Here is a 14,466-nt window from a genome sequence, read left to right as displayed (position 1 = left end):
ATGGAAAAAGTCATGTTGTCCTTTGACAAAGTCAGCGCCCACTACGGCAAAATCCAGGCGCTGCATGAGGTGAGCCTGCATATCAATCAGGGCGAGATTGTCACCCTCATTGGCGCGAACGGGGCGGGGAAAACCACCTTGCTCGGCACATTATGCGGCGACCCGCGCGCCACCAGCGGGCGAATTGTGTTTGATGATAAAGACATTACCGACTGGCAGACGGCGAAAATCATGCGTGAAGCGGTAGCGATTGTCCCGGAAGGGCGTCGCGTCTTCTCGCGGATGACGGTGGAAGAGAACCTGGCGATGGGCGGCTTCTTTGCCGAACGCGACCAGTTTCAGGAGCGCATAAAGTGGGTGTATGAGCTGTTCCCGCGTCTGCATGAGCGCCGTATTCAGCGGGCGGGCACCATGTCCGGCGGTGAACAGCAGATGCTGGCGATTGGTCGTGCGCTGATGAGCAACCCGCGTTTGTTGTTGCTTGATGAGCCATCGCTCGGCCTTGCGCCGATTATCATCCAGCAAATTTTCGACACCATCGAGCAGCTGCGCGAGCAGGGGATGACTATCTTCCTCGTCGAGCAGAACGCCAACCAGGCGCTAAAGCTGGCGGATCGCGGCTACGTGCTGGAAAACGGCCATGTGGTGCTCTCCGATACCGGCGACGCGCTGCTGGCGAACGAAGCGGTGAGAAGCGCGTATTTAGGCGGGTAATAACACGTTGATTGATAAGGAGTCAAAAGACTCCTTTGAGACTGCTGACAAATGTAAAAATGCCTGATGCGCTGCGCTTATCAGGCCTACTGGGTGAGTTGCAATATATTGAATTTGTACGAGCTTGTAGGCCTGATAAGGCGTTTACGCTGCATCCGGCATGAAACGATGAGCAATCTGTAGAGTTTGATTCAGACCTTCTATATTTTCCCGCTTATCCGTGTCCCATCTCCCATTTTCCCTCACCCGCGCCGTCACTGCCTTGTCATCTTTCTGACACCTTACTATCTTACAAATGTAACAAAAAAGTTATTTTTCTGTAATTCGAGCATGTCATGTTACCCCGCGAGCATAAAACGCGTGAATTCGCGCATTCGGTACAACAAGAGAGATAAACGATGAAACCGTTACATTATACAGCTTCAGCACTGGCGCTCGGACTGGCGTTAATGGGGAATGCACAGGCAGTGACGACCATTCCGTTCTGGCATTCTATGGAAGGGGAACTGGGTAAAGAGGTGGATTCTCTGGCTCAACGTTTTAATGCCGAAAACCCGGATTACAAAATTGTACCGACCTACAAAGGCAACTACGAACAGAATTTAAGCGCGGGGATTGCCGCATTTCGTACCGGCAACGCGCCGGCTATTTTGCAGGTTTATGAAGTTGGCACCGCTACCATGATGGCGTCGAAAGCCATTAAACCGGTATATGACGTGTTTAAAGAGGCGGGGATTAACTTCGATGAGTCGCAGTTTGTGCCGACAGTTTCAGGTTACTACTCCGACAGCAAAACCGGCCACTTACTCTCCCAGCCGTTCAACAGCTCGACTCCCGTTCTCTATTACAACAAAGACGCCTTCAAGAAAGCCGGTTTAGACCCGGAACAGCCGCCGAAAACCTGGCAGGATCTGGCGGACTATTCCGCAAAACTGAAAGCCTCCGGCATGAAGTGCGGCTACGCCAGCGGCTGGCAGGGCTGGATCCAACTGGAAAATTTTAGCGCCTGGAACGGTCTACCGTTTGCCAGCAAAAACAACGGCTTTGACGGCACAGACGCGGTGCTGGAGTTCAACAAGCCGGAGCAGGTGAGACACATTGCTATGCTCGAGGAGATGAACAAGAAGGGCGACTTCAGCTACGTCGGTCGTAAGGATGAATCCACCGAGAAGTTCTATAACGGTGATTGCGCGATGACCACCGCCTCTTCCGGTTCGCTTGCCAACATTCGCGAGTACGCCAAATTCAACTATGGCGTAGGCATGATGCCTTACGACGCTGACGCGAAAGATGCGCCACAAAATGCCATTATCGGCGGAGCCAGCCTGTGGGTGATGCAGGGCAAAGATAAAGAAACGTATACCGGCGTGGCTAAGTTCCTCGACTTCCTCGCGAAGCCAGAAAACGCTGCTGAGTGGCATCAGAAAACCGGTTATCTGCCGATCACCAAAGCGGCGTATGACCTGACCCGTGAGCAGGGCTTTTACGAGAAAAACCCAGGGGCGGATACCGCGACGCGTCAGATGCTGAACAAACCGCCGTTGCCGTTCACCAAAGGGCTGCGTCTGGGCAACATGCCGCAGATCCGCGTGATTGTGGATGAAGAGCTGGAGAGCGTGTGGACCGGCAAGAAGACGCCACAGCAGGCGCTGGATACTGCCGTTGAGCGTGGGAATCAGTTACTGCGCCGCTTTGAGCAGTCTACTAAGTCTTAATTCTCTTACCCTCACCCTAACCCTCTCCCTAAGGGAGAGGGAACCGATCGGCGTGGTGGGAAAGTGCCGTGTCGGTTTGTCACTTCGTTCTGAAGGCGAAGGGAACCACCCGGCGTGGTAGAGCGAAGTTGACTCAATGGCAAAACGCCGCACCGCCTTTCTCCCTCGCCCCTTTGGGGAGAGGGTCGGGGTGAGGGGAACACAACACGAAGAGTTTATTTATGTCATCATCCCGTCCGGTGTTCCGCTCGCGCTGGCTGCCCTATCTGCTGGTCGCGCCGCAGCTCATCATCACCGTTATCTTTTTTATCTGGCCTGCGGGCGAAGCGTTGTGGTATTCGCTACAAAGCGTCGATCCGTTTGGTTTCTCCAGCCAGTTTGTCGGCCTGGATAACTTCGTCACGCTGTTCCATGACAGCTACTATCTCGACTCCTTCTGGACGACGATAAAATTCAGCACCTTTGTCACCGTCAGTGGTTTGCTGGTGTCGCTGTTCTTTGCGGCGTTGGTGGAGTACATCGTGCGCGGCAGCCGTTTCTATCAAACCTTAATGCTGCTGCCTTACGCTGTGGCACCCGCCGTTGCCGCCGTATTGTGGATCTTCCTGTTTAACCCCGGTCGTGGGCTGATCACTCATTTTCTCGCTGAGTTCGGCTACGACTGGAACCACGCGCAAAACAGCGGTCAGGCGATGTTCCTGGTGGTGTTTGCCTCGGTGTGGAAGCAAATCAGCTATAACTTTCTGTTCTTCTATGCCGCGCTGCAATCCATTCCCCGTTCGTTGATCGAAGCCGCAGCCATCGACGGCGCAGGCCCAATTCGCCGCTTCTTTAAGATTGCGCTGCCGCTTATCGCCCCGGTGAGTTTCTTCCTGCTGGTGGTGAACCTGGTCTACGCCTTCTTCGACACCTTCCCGGTGATCGACGCCGCCACGTCCGGCGGGCCGGTTCAGGCCACCACGACGCTGATTTATAAGATCTACCGCGAAGGCTTTACCGGACTGGATCTGGCTTCGTCTGCCGCGCAGTCGGTGGTGTTGATGTTCCTCGTCATCGTGCTGACGGTGGTGCAGTTCCGCTATGTTGAAAGCAAGGTGCGTTACCAATGATTGAGAACCGTCCGTGGCTGACGATATTCAGCCATACCATGCTGATCCTCGGGATCGCGGTGATCCTCTTCCCGCTGTACGTGGCGTTTGTCGCGGCAACGCTGGATAAACAAGCTGTCTACGCCGCGCCGATGACGCTAATTCCTGGCACACATCTACTGGAAAACATCCACAACATCTGGGTGAACGGGGTAGGCACGAATAGTGCGCCGTTCTGGCGGATGTTGCTTAACAGCTTTGTGATGGCGTTCAGCATTACGCTCGGCAAAATTACCGTCTCGATGCTTTCGGCATTTGCTATTGTCTGGTTTCGTTTTCCGCTGCGTAACCTCTTCTTCTGGATGATTTTTATCACCCTGATGCTGCCGGTTGAAGTGCGTATTTTCCCGACGGTAGAAGTCATTGCCAATCTGAAGATGCTCGACAGCTACGCCGGTTTAACGCTGCCGCTGATGGCCTCGGCGACCGCTACCTTCCTGTTCCGCCAGTTCTTTATGACGCTGCCGGATGAGCTGGTGGAAGCCGCGCGGATCGACGGCGCGTCGGCAATGCGCTTCTTTTGCGACATTGTTTTTCCGTTGTCGAAAACCAATCTGGCGGCGCTGTTTGTGATCACCTTTATCTACGGCTGGAACCAGTATCTGTGGCCGCTGCTGATTATTACCGACGTTGATCTCGGCACTACCGTTGCAGGGATCAAAGGGATGATTGCCACAGGCGAAGGCACCACGGAATGGAACTCGGTGATGGCGGCGATGTTGTTAACGCTTATCCCTCCGGTGGTGATTGTTTTAGTGATGCAGCGTGCCTTCGTGCGCGGCCTGGTCGATAGTGAGAAATAAGATGGCAGGACTGAAATTACAGGCAGTAACCAAAAGCTGGGATGGCAAAACCCAGGTGATTAAACCACTGACCCTTGATGTGGCGGATGGCGAATTTATCGTGATGGTCGGTCCGTCTGGCTGCGGGAAATCGACGCTGCTGCGCATGGTTGCCGGGCTGGAGCGGGTGACGGAAGGCGATATCTGGATCAACGACCAGCGGGTGACCGAAATGGAGCCGAAAGATCGCGGGATTGCGATGGTGTTCCAGAACTACGCGCTTTATCCGCATATGAGCGTCGAAGAAAACATGGCGTGGGGGCTGAAAATTCGCGGCATGGGCAAGCAGCAAATTGCCGAGCGCGTTCAAGAAGCGGCACGCATTCTGGAACTGGACGGCCTGCTTAAGCGCCGCCCGCGTGAGCTTTCCGGCGGGCAGCGCCAGCGCGTGGCAATGGGGCGCGCGATTGTGCGCGATCCGGCGGTATTTTTGTTTGATGAGCCGCTCTCGAACCTTGATGCCAAGCTGCGCGTGCAGATGCGCCTTGAGTTGCAGCAATTGCACCGTCGCCTGAAAACGACTTCACTCTACGTTACTCACGATCAGGTTGAGGCGATGACGCTCGCTCAGCGGGTGATGGTGATGAACGGCGGCGTTGCCGAACAGATTGGCACGCCGGTTGAAGTGTATGAAAAGCCCGCCAGCCTGTTTGTGGCGAGTTTTATCGGCAGTCCAGCGATGAACCTGCTGACAGGCCGCGTGAATAACGAAGGCACGTACTTCGAACTGGACGGCGGTATCGCGCTGCCGCTAAACGGTAGCTACCGGCAGTATGCCGGACGTAAAATGACCCTCGGTATTCGCCCGGAACATATTGCGTTAAGCTCGCAGGCAGAAGGCGGCGTGCCGCTGGTGATGGACACGCTGGAGATCCTCGGCGCAGATAACCTGGTGCACGGACGCTGGGGCGAACAGAAGCTGGTGGTACGACTGGCGCATCAGGAGCGCCCGACGGCAGGCAGCACACTGTGGCTGCATCTGCCGGAAAATCAGCTACATCTTTTTGATGGTGAAACAGGACAACGAGTATGAGTAACTGGCCTTATCCCCGCATCGTCGCCCATCGTGGCGGCGGTAAACTGGCTCCAGAAAACACCCTGGCGGCAATCGATGTGGGGGCAAAATACGGTCATAAGATGATCGAATTTGACGCGAAGTTATCGAAAGATGGTGAGATCTTCTTGCTCCATGACGATAATCTCGAGCGTACCAGCAACGGCTGGGGCGTAGCAGGCGAACTAAACTGGCAGGATTTACTGCGCGTGGATGCAGGCAGTTGGTACAGCAAAGCGTTTAAAGGCGAGCCGCTGCCCTTGCTTTCGCAGGTGGCGGAACGCTGCCGCGAACACGGGATGATGGCGAATATCGAAATCAAACCCACCACTGGCACCGGGTCATTAACGGGCAAAATGGTGGCGCTGGCGGCGCGTGAACTTTGGACTGCTATGACGCCGCCGCTGCTGTCATCGTTTGAGATTGATGCTTTAGAAGCTGCACAACAGGCTGCACCGGAACTGCCGCGCGGTTTGTTGCTTGATGAGTGGCGCGACGACTGGCGAGAACTGACTATGCGGCTGGGCTGCGTCTCTATTCATCTCAATCATAAGTTGCTCGATAAAGCGCGAGTGAGGCAGTTGAAAGACGCCGGATTACGGATTCTGGTTTATACCGTCAATAAACCCCAGCGCGCGGCAGAGTTGCTGCGCTGGGGCGTGGATTGCATTTGTACCGATGCGATTGACGTGATTGATCCGAACTTTACGGCCCAATAGTTTTCAACGGAATATCAGGCTGCGGCGTGCTGGGTTGATTCAGCATGTCGCCGTTTCTCCTCTCCGGCAGCATATGCTGCTGATTCAGCGAGTTATCTGGATTACGGTTGCCGTTTAACATCCCGCCGTTGGTGTTGGGCAGCATTTGCTGCCGGGCGGGATTTAGCTCCCCCGGCTGCGGCTGCAATACCCGCTGCGAGTTACTGTTAATCTGATTTTCTAAATGTTGCTGCTGTAATTGCGTCTGCGTTTTCAGTTGCTGATTCAGCATCCCTTTTTGCTGGATTTGCTGGGTCTGCATCTGGGTTTGCATCCGTTGCTGACTGGGGATCTGATACCCCGACTGGTTAGGGTTGTTCAGAGTATTAATGGGCTGTGCAAAGCCGACGAACGGCAGGAGTGCCGTCAAAAGCAGAAGTCGTTTCATCGCGTATCCTCCTCTGAAGATATCCTTTAAGTTTACTCGCTTCCCGGCAAAACGATGATTAATTCAGAGTTATATACCAGGCTTAGCTGGGGTTGCCCCTTAATCTCTGGAGAATAACGATGATAAAACCGACGTTTTTACGCCGGGTGGCCATTGCTGCTCTGCTCTCAGGAAGTTGTTTTAGCGCCGCCGCCGCGCCTCCTGTTTCTTATGGCGTGGAGGAAGATGTCTTTCATCCGGTACGCGCGAAACAGGGGATGGTGGCGTCTGTCGATGCCACTGCCACCCAAGTGGGAGTAGATATTCTAAAGGAGGGCGGGAATGCCGTTGATGCCGCCGTGGCGGTGGGGTATGCGCTGGCGGTAACGCATCCGCAGGCGGGGAATCTGGGCGGCGGTGGTTTTATGCTGATCCGCACTAAGGATGGCAATACAACCGCTATCGATTTCCGCGAAATGGCACCCGCCAAAGCGACCCGCGATATGTTTCTCGATGACCAGGGCAACCCGGACAGCAAAAAATCACTCACTTCGCATCTGGCCTCCGGTACGCCTGGCACGGTCGCAGGCTTCTCGCTGGCGCTGGAGAAGTACGGCACTATGCCGCTGAACAAAGTGGTGCAACCGGCGTTTAAACTGGCGCGTGATGGTTTTATCGTTAACGACGCGCTGGCCGACGATCTCAAAACCTACGGCAGTGAAGTGCTGCCGAATCACGAAAACAGCAAGGCTATCTTCTGGAAAGAGGGTGAACCGCTGAAAAAGGGCGACAGGCTGGTACAGGCGAATCTGGCAAAGAGTCTGGAGATGATTGCTGAAAACGGCTCGGACGAATTCTACAAAGGCAAGATAGCGGAACAGATTGCCCAGGAGATGCAGAAAAACGGTGGCTTAATTACCAAAGAGGATTTAGCGGCGTATAAAGCGGTCGAACGCACACCAATAAGCGGCGATTATCGCGGGTATCAGGTTTACTCCATGCCACCGCCATCCTCCGGCGGGATTCATATCGTGCAGATCCTCAATATCCTGGAAAACTTCGATATGAAGAAATACGGCTTTGGCAGTGCCGACGCGATGCAAATCATGGCTGAAGCTGAGAAATACGCCTACGCCGACCGCTCGGAATATCTTGGCGACCCGGATTTTGTCAAAGTGCCGTGGCAGGCGCTGACCAATAAAGCCTATGCCAAATCCATTGCCGATCAAATTGATATCAACAAAGCGAAGCCGTCCAGCGAAATTCGCCCAGGCAAACTTGCGCCTTATGAGAGCAATCAAACAACCCATTACTCAGTGGTGGATAAAGACGGTAACGCGGTGGCGGTGACCTATACGCTGAACACCACCTTCGGTACGGGTATTGTCGCGGGCGAGAGCGGTATTCTGCTTAATAACCAGATGGATGATTTCTCCGCCAAACCGGGCGTGCCGAACGTTTACGGGCTGGTGGGCGGTGATGCTAACGCCGTCGGGCCGAACAAACGTCCGCTGTCATCGATGTCACCAACCATTGTGGTGAAAGACGGTAAAACCTGGCTGGTGACTGGCAGCCCTGGCGGGAGCCGGATTATCACCACCGTGCTGCAAATGGTGGTGAACAGCATCGATTATGGAATGAACGTTGCCGAAGCGACCAATGCGCCGCGTTTCCACCATCAGTGGTTGCCGGACGAGCTGCGTGTCGAGAAAGGATTTAGCCCGGATACGCTCAAACTGCTGGAAGCAAAAGGTCAGAAAGTGGCACTGAAAGAGGCGATGGGCAGTACACAAAGCATTATGGTTGGGCCGGACGGTGAGTTGTATGGGGCATCCGACCCGCGCTCGGTGGATGATTTAACGGCGGGGTATTAATATCTTAAGCCCTCTCCCGGTAGGTGAGGGCTTAAATGACCAACTTAGATTGCAAATTCTTTACTTCACCCGCGCCATAAAATACGCATCGACATATTCACCATTTCGCAACGCGTACTTTTTACCAGTTCCTTCAATCTCAAAACCGTATTTTTTATAGACCTTAATTGCCGGGGCGTTATCGACAAACACGGTTAGTTCAATGCGATCTACCCGCAGCCAGTTGTCGCACATCTCAATCATCTCTCGCATCAGGGCGCTGGCGACGCCGCGATTGTGCCAGCGGGAGTCGACGCAGATACCAAAATCGGCAACATGACTGCGGCGCGGGCGTTGCTGCACGTCAATGGTGAGATGACCCACGACGGTTCCATCAATACAGGCGACTAACTGTTTGATGCCGGGACGATCGGCGAGTCGCTCCTGCCACATATGATCGGAAGGATGAGGCACCTGTAGCGTGTTGTAATACACCTCCGGCTGGGCGTGGATTTGCCGAATGGCCTCGTAATCGCGCGTTTCAGCGTGGCGTATCACTATCTCACTCATTCCTCTGTCCTCTTTGGGGTAAATGTCCCTTTCAACATCATTGACTTTCAAATGCGAGTCAAATGCATTTTTTTGCAAAAAGTGTTGGACAAGTGCGAATGAGAATGATTATTATTGTCTCGCGATCAGGAAGACCCTCGCGGAGAACCTGAAAGCACGACATTGCTCACATTGCTTCCAGTATTACTTAGCCAGCCGGGTGCTGGCTTTTTTTTGCTTTCGTTCCTGCCAGGCTGACTTGCTATTTTGCCCACGGGAAGTGCTCGTGTTGAGACAAATGCAAAATTGCCTGATGCGCTACGCTTATCAGCCTACAAACCTGTGCCTGAACCGTAGGTCGGATAAGGCGTTCACGCCGCATCCGGCATGATCAAAGTGCACTTTGCCAACAATCTGACGTACTGAAGCACAGGCATAGGAACCACGTCCGCTTTGCGTTAAGGTGTAACTAACCACCTTATAAAAGGACGAAATCATGGTCATTAACTGCGCCTTTATTGGCTTCGGCAAAAGCACCACCCGTTACCATCTGCCGTATGTACTTAACCGCAAGGATAGCTGGCATGTCGCGCATATTTTCCGCCGCCATGCGAAGCCGGAAGAACAGGCACCTGTCTACTCGCATATCCATTTCACCAGCGATCTCGACGAAGTATTAAACGATCCTGACGTTAAACTGGTTGTCGTCTGCACTCACGCTGATAGCCACTTCGAGTACGCGAAGCGCGCGCTGGAAGCCGGGAAAAATGTGCTGGTTGAAAAACCGTTCACCCCTACGCTTGCGCAGGCGAAAGAGCTGTTTGCGCTGGCAAAAAGCAAAGGGCTGACCGTCACGCCGTATCAGAATCGCCGCTTTGATTCCTGCTTCCTGACGGCGAAAAAAGCGATTGAAAGCGGCAAGCTGGGGGAGATTGTTGAAGTGGAAAGCCATTTTGACTACTACCGCCCGGTGGCAGAAACTAAACCGGGGCTGCCGCAAGATGGTGCATTTTATGGCCTTGGCGTGCATACCCTCGACCAGATTATCTCGCTGTTCGGTCGCCCGGATCATGTGGCTTACGACATTCGCAGCCTGCGTAATAAAGCCAATCCGGACGACACCTTTGAAGCGCAGTTGTTTTATGGTGATTTGAAAGCCATCGTCAAAACCAGCCATCTGGTGAAAATCGATTATCCGAAATTTATCGTTCACGGTAAGAAAGGTACATTTATTAAATACGGTATCGACCAGCAGGAAACCAGCCTGAAGGCTAATATTATGCCGGGCGAACCGGGATTCGCAGCGGATGATTCGGTCGGTGTGCTGGAGTATGTCAATGACGAGGGCGTGACGGTAAGAGAAGAGATGACGCCGGAGGTGGGAGATTACGGACGCGTCTACGATGCGCTGCATCAAACCATCACCACCGGTGCACCAAATTACGTCAAGGAATCTGAAGTTCTTACTAATCTGGAAATCCTTGAACGCGGTTTTGAACAAGTCTCTCCCTCCACAGTGACTCTCGCGAAGTAAGTTTGATGGCTCCTCGAATAGTTCAATTTTTTTGAACAGAGGGGTCAATTTTCACCCTCTATCATCCCAGGCGGATCGGGTCCACACTAAGCCCATCGAAAACATTCAGGGGGTGAATACAAATGATCTACTTACGCAAAGCAAATGAACGTGGTCATGCAAATCATGGCTGGCTGGACTCCTGGCACACTTTCTCTTTTGCCAACTATTACGATCCGAATTTTATGGGCTTCTCCGCGCTGCGCGTGATTAACGACGACGTGATTGAAGCAGGGCAGGGCTTCGGCACTCACCCACATAAAGATATGGAAATTTTGACCTACGTGCTGGAAGGTACTGTTGAGCATCAGGACAGCATGGGCAATAAAGAGCATGTTCCGGCGGGCGAGTTTCAGATAATGAGTGCGGGTACGGGTATTCGTCACTCAGAGTACAACCCCAGCAGCACCGAGCGTCTGCATCTGTATCAGATCTGGATCATGCCAGAAGAAAATGGGATTACGCCGCGTTATGAACAGCGTCGCTTTGATGCCGTGCAGGGCAAACAGCTGGTTCTTTCGCCGGATGCGCGTGATGGTTCGCTGAAAGTGTATCAGGATATGGAACTTTACCGCTGGGCGCTGGTAAAAGATGAGCAGTCGATACATCAGATTGCCGCTGAACGCCGCGTCTGGATCCAGGTAGTAAAAGGCAATGTCACCATTAACGGTGTCAAAGCCTCTACCAGCGATGGTCTGGCAATCTGGGATGAGCAGGCAATCTCCGTCCACGCCGATAGCGACAGTGAAATCCTGCTGTTCGATTTACCGCCAGTCTAAATTTATCTCACAAACCTTCCTGAGGAATCAGGAAGGTTGTGATGCGTCCGTGGTAAACTAAAAGAATCTATCCCTTTTGTACCCTTCAGGACGATGAAAAAGAAAAGACCCGTACTTCAGGATGTGGCTGACCGTGTAGGCGTGACCAAAATGACGGTCAGCCGTTTTTTACGCAACCCGGAGCAGGTCTCCGTCGCCTTACGCGGCAAGATTGCCGCCGCTCTTGATGAACTGGGTTATATTCCCAACCGCGCGCCCGATATCCTCTCAAATGCTACCAGCCGGGCAATTGGCGTCCTGTTACCTTCTCTCACCAACCAGGTTTTCGCGGAAGTATTACGCGGCATCGAAAGCGTCACCGACGCGCACGGTTATCAGACTATGCTGGCGCACTACGGTTATAAACCGGAAATGGAGCAAGAACGTCTCGAATCGATGCTCTCCTGGAATATCGACGGGCTGATCCTCACCGAACGTACCCACACGCCGCGCACCTTAAAGATGATTGAAGTGGCAGGTATTCCGGTGGTGGAACTGATGGACAGTAAATCACCGTGCCTCGATATCGCCGTCGGTTTTGATAACTTTGAAGCGGCACGCCAGATGACCACCGCCATTATTGCTCGCGGGCATCGTCACATTGCCTATCTCGGCGCACGTCTCGACGAACGTACTATCATCAAACAGAAGGGATACGAACAGGCGATGCTGGATGCAGGCCTGGTGCCATATAGCGTGATGGTTGAACAATCTTCTTCTTACTCTTCAGGTATTGAACTGATTCGCCAGGCGCGGCGGGAATATCCGCAGTTGGATGGCGTATTCTGTACCAACGATGACCTGGCTGTCGGCGCGGCGTTTGAATGTCAGCGTTTGGGGCTGAAAATTCCTGACGATATGGCGATTGCCGGTTTCCACGGTCACGATATTGGTCAGGTGATGGAGCCACGGCTGGCGAGTGTGCTGACACCGCGTGAGCGGATGGGCAGCATTGGCGCTGAACGCCTGCTGGCGCGTATTCGTGGCGAAGCAGTGACACCGAAAATGTTAGATTTAGGTTTCACCTTGTCACCGGGCGGATCTATTTAAGCTCACAAATTTGAAGTAGCTCACACTTATACACTTAAGGCACGGATGGATATTGCTTCTGATTTTGTCCGGCTGGACAATGTTACCGATAACAGTTACCCGTAACATTTTTAATTCTTGTATTGTGGGGGCACCACTTTGAGCACGACTAACCATGATCACCACATTTACGTCTTGATGGGCGTATCGGGCAGCGGCAAATCTGCGGTCGCCAGTGAAGTGGCGCATCAACTTCATGCCGCGTTTCTTGATGGCGATTTCCTCCATCCGCGTCGCAATATCGAAAAAATGGCGTCCGGTGAACCGTTGAATGATGACGATCGCAAACCGTGGTTACAGGCACTGAACGACGCCGCGTTTGCCATGCAGCGCACCAATAAAGTGTCGCTGATCGTCTGTTCTGCACTGAAAAAGCACTATCGCGACCTGCTACGCGCGGGTAATCCGAATCTCTCTTTCATCTACCTGAAAGGCGATTTTGATGTGATTGAAAGCCGCCTGAAAGCGCGTAAAGGCCATTTCTTTAAAACCCAAATGCTGGTGACGCAGTTTGAAACGCTGCAGGAACCGGGTGCGGACGAAACCGATGTACTGGTGGTGGATATCGATCAGCCACTGGAAGGTGTTGTGGCAAGCACCATTGAGGTTATTAAAAAAGGCAAATAAGTAGTGAGTACATTAACGCTTGTTTTAACAGCAGTAGGGTCTGTTTTACTGCTGCTGTTTTTAGTCATGAAGGCGCGTATGCACGCCTTCCTGGCTTTGATGGTGGTGTCTATGGGGGCTGGCCTTTTTTCCGGTATGCCGCTCGATAAAATCGCAGCGACGATGGAAAAAGGGATGGGAGGCACCCTCGGCTTCCTGGCGGTGGTTGTCGCTCTGGGAGCCATGTTTGGCAAGATCTTACATGAAACCGGCGCAGTCGATCAGATTGCCGTCAAAATGCTCAAATCCTTCGGCCACAGCCGCGCTCATTATGCCATTGGCCTTGCTGGGCTGGTTTGTGCGCTACCGCTGTTCTTTGAAGTGGCGATTGTTCTGCTGATTAGCGTTGCTTTCTCAATGGCGCGCCATACCGGCACGAACCTGGTGAAACTGGTTATCCCGTTATTCGCCGGTGTGGCGGCAGCGGCGGCGTTCTTACTGCCGGGGCCAGCGCCAATGCTGCTGGCATCGCAGATGAACGCCGACTTTGGCTGGATGATCTTGATTGGCCTGTGTGCGGCAATTCCGGGAATGATTATTGCCGGGCCGCTGTGGGGTAATTTCATCAGCCGCTACGTGGAACTGCATATTCCTGACGACATCAGCGAACCGCATCTCGGCGAAGGAAAAATGCCATCTTTCGGATTCAGCCTGTCGCTGATCCTGCTGCCGCTGGTGCTGGTAGGTCTTAAAACCATTGCCGCGCGTTTTGTGCCGGAAGGCTCTACCGCTTATGAATGGTTCGAGTTTATCGGTCATCCGTTTACCGCGATTCTGGTTGCTTGTTTGGTGGCGATTTATGGTCTGGCGATGCGTCAGGGTATGCCGAAAGACAAAGTGATGGAGATTTGCGGTCACGCGCTGCAACCGGCGGGAATCATTCTGCTGGTGATTGGTGCAGGTGGCGTGTTCAAACAGGTACTGGTTGATTCTGGCGTAGGTCCGGCACTGGGCGAAGCGTTAACCGGGATGGGGCTGCCGATTGCGATCACCTGCTTCGTGCTGGCCGCTGCAGTGCGCATCATTCAGGGTTCTGCCACCGTTGCCTGCTTAACGGCGGTGGGACTGGTGATGCCGGTTATTGAACAACTGAACTACTCCGGTGCGCAAATGGCGGCGTTGTCGATTTGTATCGCCGGTGGTTCGATTGTTGTCAGCCACGTTAACGACGCTGGTTTCTGGTTGTTCGGTAAATTTACCGGCGCGACCGAAGCCGAAACGCTGAAAACCTGGACCATGATGGAAACCATCCTTGGCACTGTCGGTGCTATCGTCGGGATGATTGCGTTCCAGCTGTTGAGTTAAGTTTGTTCGCCCGGT

At 53.3% G+C, this 14,466-nt stretch carries 14 protein-coding genes; 12 read left to right on the top strand and 2 right to left on the bottom strand.

The annotated features are described in order from the left end of the window. From livF to ugpQ, 6 genes are all read left to right on the top strand, one after another. The gene (livF, locus tag A7Z29_RS11990) at positions 1-714 is read left to right on the top strand and encodes a high-affinity branched-chain amino acid ABC transporter ATP-binding protein LivF (protein WP_000416891.1); all 714 of its coding nucleotides are present in this window, start codon (positions 1-3) and stop codon (positions 712-714) included. A 398-nt stretch (positions 715-1,112) separates the two neighbouring features. Then, positions 1,113-2,429, top strand: a complete 1,317-nt coding sequence (ugpB, locus tag A7Z29_RS11985) for a sn-glycerol-3-phosphate ABC transporter substrate-binding protein UgpB (protein WP_105290284.1) — start codon at positions 1,113-1,115, stop codon at positions 2,427-2,429. A 221-nt stretch (positions 2,430-2,650) separates the two neighbouring features. Next, positions 2,651-3,538 carry a sn-glycerol-3-phosphate ABC transporter permease UgpA gene (ugpA, locus tag A7Z29_RS11980; protein WP_000099289.1) on the top strand — a complete coding sequence of 296 codons (888 nt, stop codon included), beginning with the start codon at positions 2,651-2,653 and terminating at the stop codon, positions 3,536-3,538. Then, on the top strand, positions 3,535-4,380 hold the full coding sequence (gene ugpE / locus A7Z29_RS11975) for a sn-glycerol-3-phosphate ABC transporter permease UgpE (RefSeq protein WP_105290283.1): 846 nt from the start codon (positions 3,535-3,537) through the stop codon (positions 4,378-4,380). Before ugpA ends, ugpE begins: the two co-directional genes overlap by 4 nt. A 1-nt stretch (position 4,381) precedes the next feature. After that, positions 4,382-5,452 carry a sn-glycerol 3-phosphate ABC transporter ATP binding protein UgpC gene (ugpC, locus tag A7Z29_RS11970; protein ID WP_105290282.1) on the top strand — a complete coding sequence of 357 codons (1,071 nt, stop codon included), beginning with the start codon at positions 4,382-4,384 and terminating at the stop codon, positions 5,450-5,452. Continuing rightward, positions 5,449-6,192 carry a glycerophosphodiester phosphodiesterase gene (gene ugpQ, locus A7Z29_RS11965; protein WP_000073604.1) on the top strand — a complete coding sequence of 248 codons (744 nt, stop codon included), beginning with the start codon at positions 5,449-5,451 and terminating at the stop codon, positions 6,190-6,192. The genes ugpC and ugpQ overlap by 4 nt, the downstream gene beginning before the upstream one ends. Here the strand turns inward: ugpQ and A7Z29_RS11960 are convergent. Further along, on the bottom strand, positions 6,179-6,619 hold the full coding sequence (locus A7Z29_RS11960) for a DUF2756 family protein (protein WP_105290281.1): 441 nt from the start codon (positions 6,617-6,619) through the stop codon (positions 6,179-6,181). The genes ugpQ and A7Z29_RS11960 overlap by 14 nt on opposite strands. A gap of 119 nt (positions 6,620-6,738) precedes the next feature. Here A7Z29_RS11960 and ggt point away from each other — a divergent pair, with 119 nt between their 5' ends. After that, positions 6,739-8,472 carry a gamma-glutamyltransferase gene (gene ggt, locus A7Z29_RS11955; RefSeq protein WP_105290280.1) on the top strand — a complete coding sequence of 578 codons (1,734 nt, stop codon included), beginning with the start codon at positions 6,739-6,741 and terminating at the stop codon, positions 8,470-8,472. A gap of 60 nt (positions 8,473-8,532) precedes the next feature. On the opposite strand, the gene yhhY is transcribed toward ggt, so the two are convergent. Next, positions 8,533-9,021: an N-acetyltransferase gene (yhhY, locus tag A7Z29_RS11950; RefSeq protein ID WP_105290279.1), complete on the bottom strand. Its 489-nt coding sequence runs from the start codon at positions 9,019-9,021 to the stop codon at positions 8,533-8,535. 475 nt (positions 9,022-9,496) lie between these two features. On the opposite strand from yhhY, the gene A7Z29_RS11945 reads away from it, so the two are divergent. The 5 genes from A7Z29_RS11945 (at position 9,497) to gntU (ending at position 14,451) form a co-directional block, all read left to right on the top strand. Further along, positions 9,497-10,534, top strand: coding sequence for an oxidoreductase (locus A7Z29_RS11945; RefSeq protein WP_000236320.1), 1,038 nt, complete (start codon positions 9,497-9,499; stop codon positions 10,532-10,534). Positions 10,535-10,656: 122 nt separating this feature from the next. Further along, positions 10,657-11,352 carry a quercetin 2,3-dioxygenase gene (gene yhhW / locus A7Z29_RS11940; RefSeq protein ID WP_000639800.1) on the top strand — a complete coding sequence of 232 codons (696 nt, stop codon included), beginning with the start codon at positions 10,657-10,659 and terminating at the stop codon, positions 11,350-11,352. Positions 11,353-11,445: 93 nt separating this feature from the next. Next, positions 11,446-12,441: a gluconate operon transcriptional repressor GntR gene (gntR, locus tag A7Z29_RS11935; RefSeq protein ID WP_000730250.1), complete on the top strand. Its 996-nt coding sequence runs from the start codon at positions 11,446-11,448 to the stop codon at positions 12,439-12,441. A gap of 138 nt (positions 12,442-12,579) precedes the next feature. Next, positions 12,580-13,107, top strand: a complete 528-nt coding sequence (gene gntK / locus A7Z29_RS11930; protein WP_000108328.1) for a gluconokinase — start codon at positions 12,580-12,582, stop codon at positions 13,105-13,107. Between the two features lie 3 nt (positions 13,108-13,110). After that, positions 13,111-14,451, top strand: coding sequence for a gluconate transporter (gene gntU / locus A7Z29_RS11925; RefSeq protein WP_000105942.1), 1,341 nt, complete (start codon positions 13,111-13,113; stop codon positions 14,449-14,451). The last annotated feature ends 15 nt before the right edge of the window (positions 14,452-14,466 follow it).

Source organism: Escherichia sp. MOD1-EC6842 (assembly GCF_002965705.1).
GTDB lineage: Bacteria > Pseudomonadota > Gammaproteobacteria > Enterobacterales > Enterobacteriaceae > Escherichia > Escherichia ruysiae.
The sequence above is the reverse complement of the archived record's forward strand: the minus strand, read 5'-3'. Positions and strand labels throughout refer to the sequence as shown.

Coding starts and splice junctions, on each gene's coding strand:
- livF (WP_000416891.1), top strand. CDS start 1: ATGGAAAAAGTCATGTTGTCCTTTGACAAAGTCAGCGCCCACTACGGC.
- ugpB (WP_105290284.1), top strand. CDS start 1,113: ATGAAACCGTTACATTATACAGCTTCAGCACTGGCGCTCGGACTGGCG.
- ugpA (WP_000099289.1), top strand. CDS start 2,651: ATGTCATCATCCCGTCCGGTGTTCCGCTCGCGCTGGCTGCCCTATCTG.
- ugpE (WP_105290283.1), top strand. CDS start 3,535: ATGATTGAGAACCGTCCGTGGCTGACGATATTCAGCCATACCATGCTG.
- ugpC (WP_105290282.1), top strand. CDS start 4,382: ATGGCAGGACTGAAATTACAGGCAGTAACCAAAAGCTGGGATGGCAAA.
- ugpQ (WP_000073604.1), top strand. CDS start 5,449: ATGAGTAACTGGCCTTATCCCCGCATCGTCGCCCATCGTGGCGGCGGT.
- A7Z29_RS11960 (WP_105290281.1), bottom strand. CDS start 6,619: ATGAAACGACTTCTGCTTTTGACGGCACTCCTGCCGTTCGTCGGCTTT.
- ggt (WP_105290280.1), top strand. CDS start 6,739: ATGATAAAACCGACGTTTTTACGCCGGGTGGCCATTGCTGCTCTGCTC.
- yhhY (WP_105290279.1), bottom strand. CDS start 9,021: ATGAGTGAGATAGTGATACGCCACGCTGAAACGCGCGATTACGAGGCC.
- A7Z29_RS11945 (WP_000236320.1), top strand. CDS start 9,497: ATGGTCATTAACTGCGCCTTTATTGGCTTCGGCAAAAGCACCACCCGT.
- yhhW (WP_000639800.1), top strand. CDS start 10,657: ATGATCTACTTACGCAAAGCAAATGAACGTGGTCATGCAAATCATGGC.
- gntR (WP_000730250.1), top strand. CDS start 11,446: ATGAAAAAGAAAAGACCCGTACTTCAGGATGTGGCTGACCGTGTAGGC.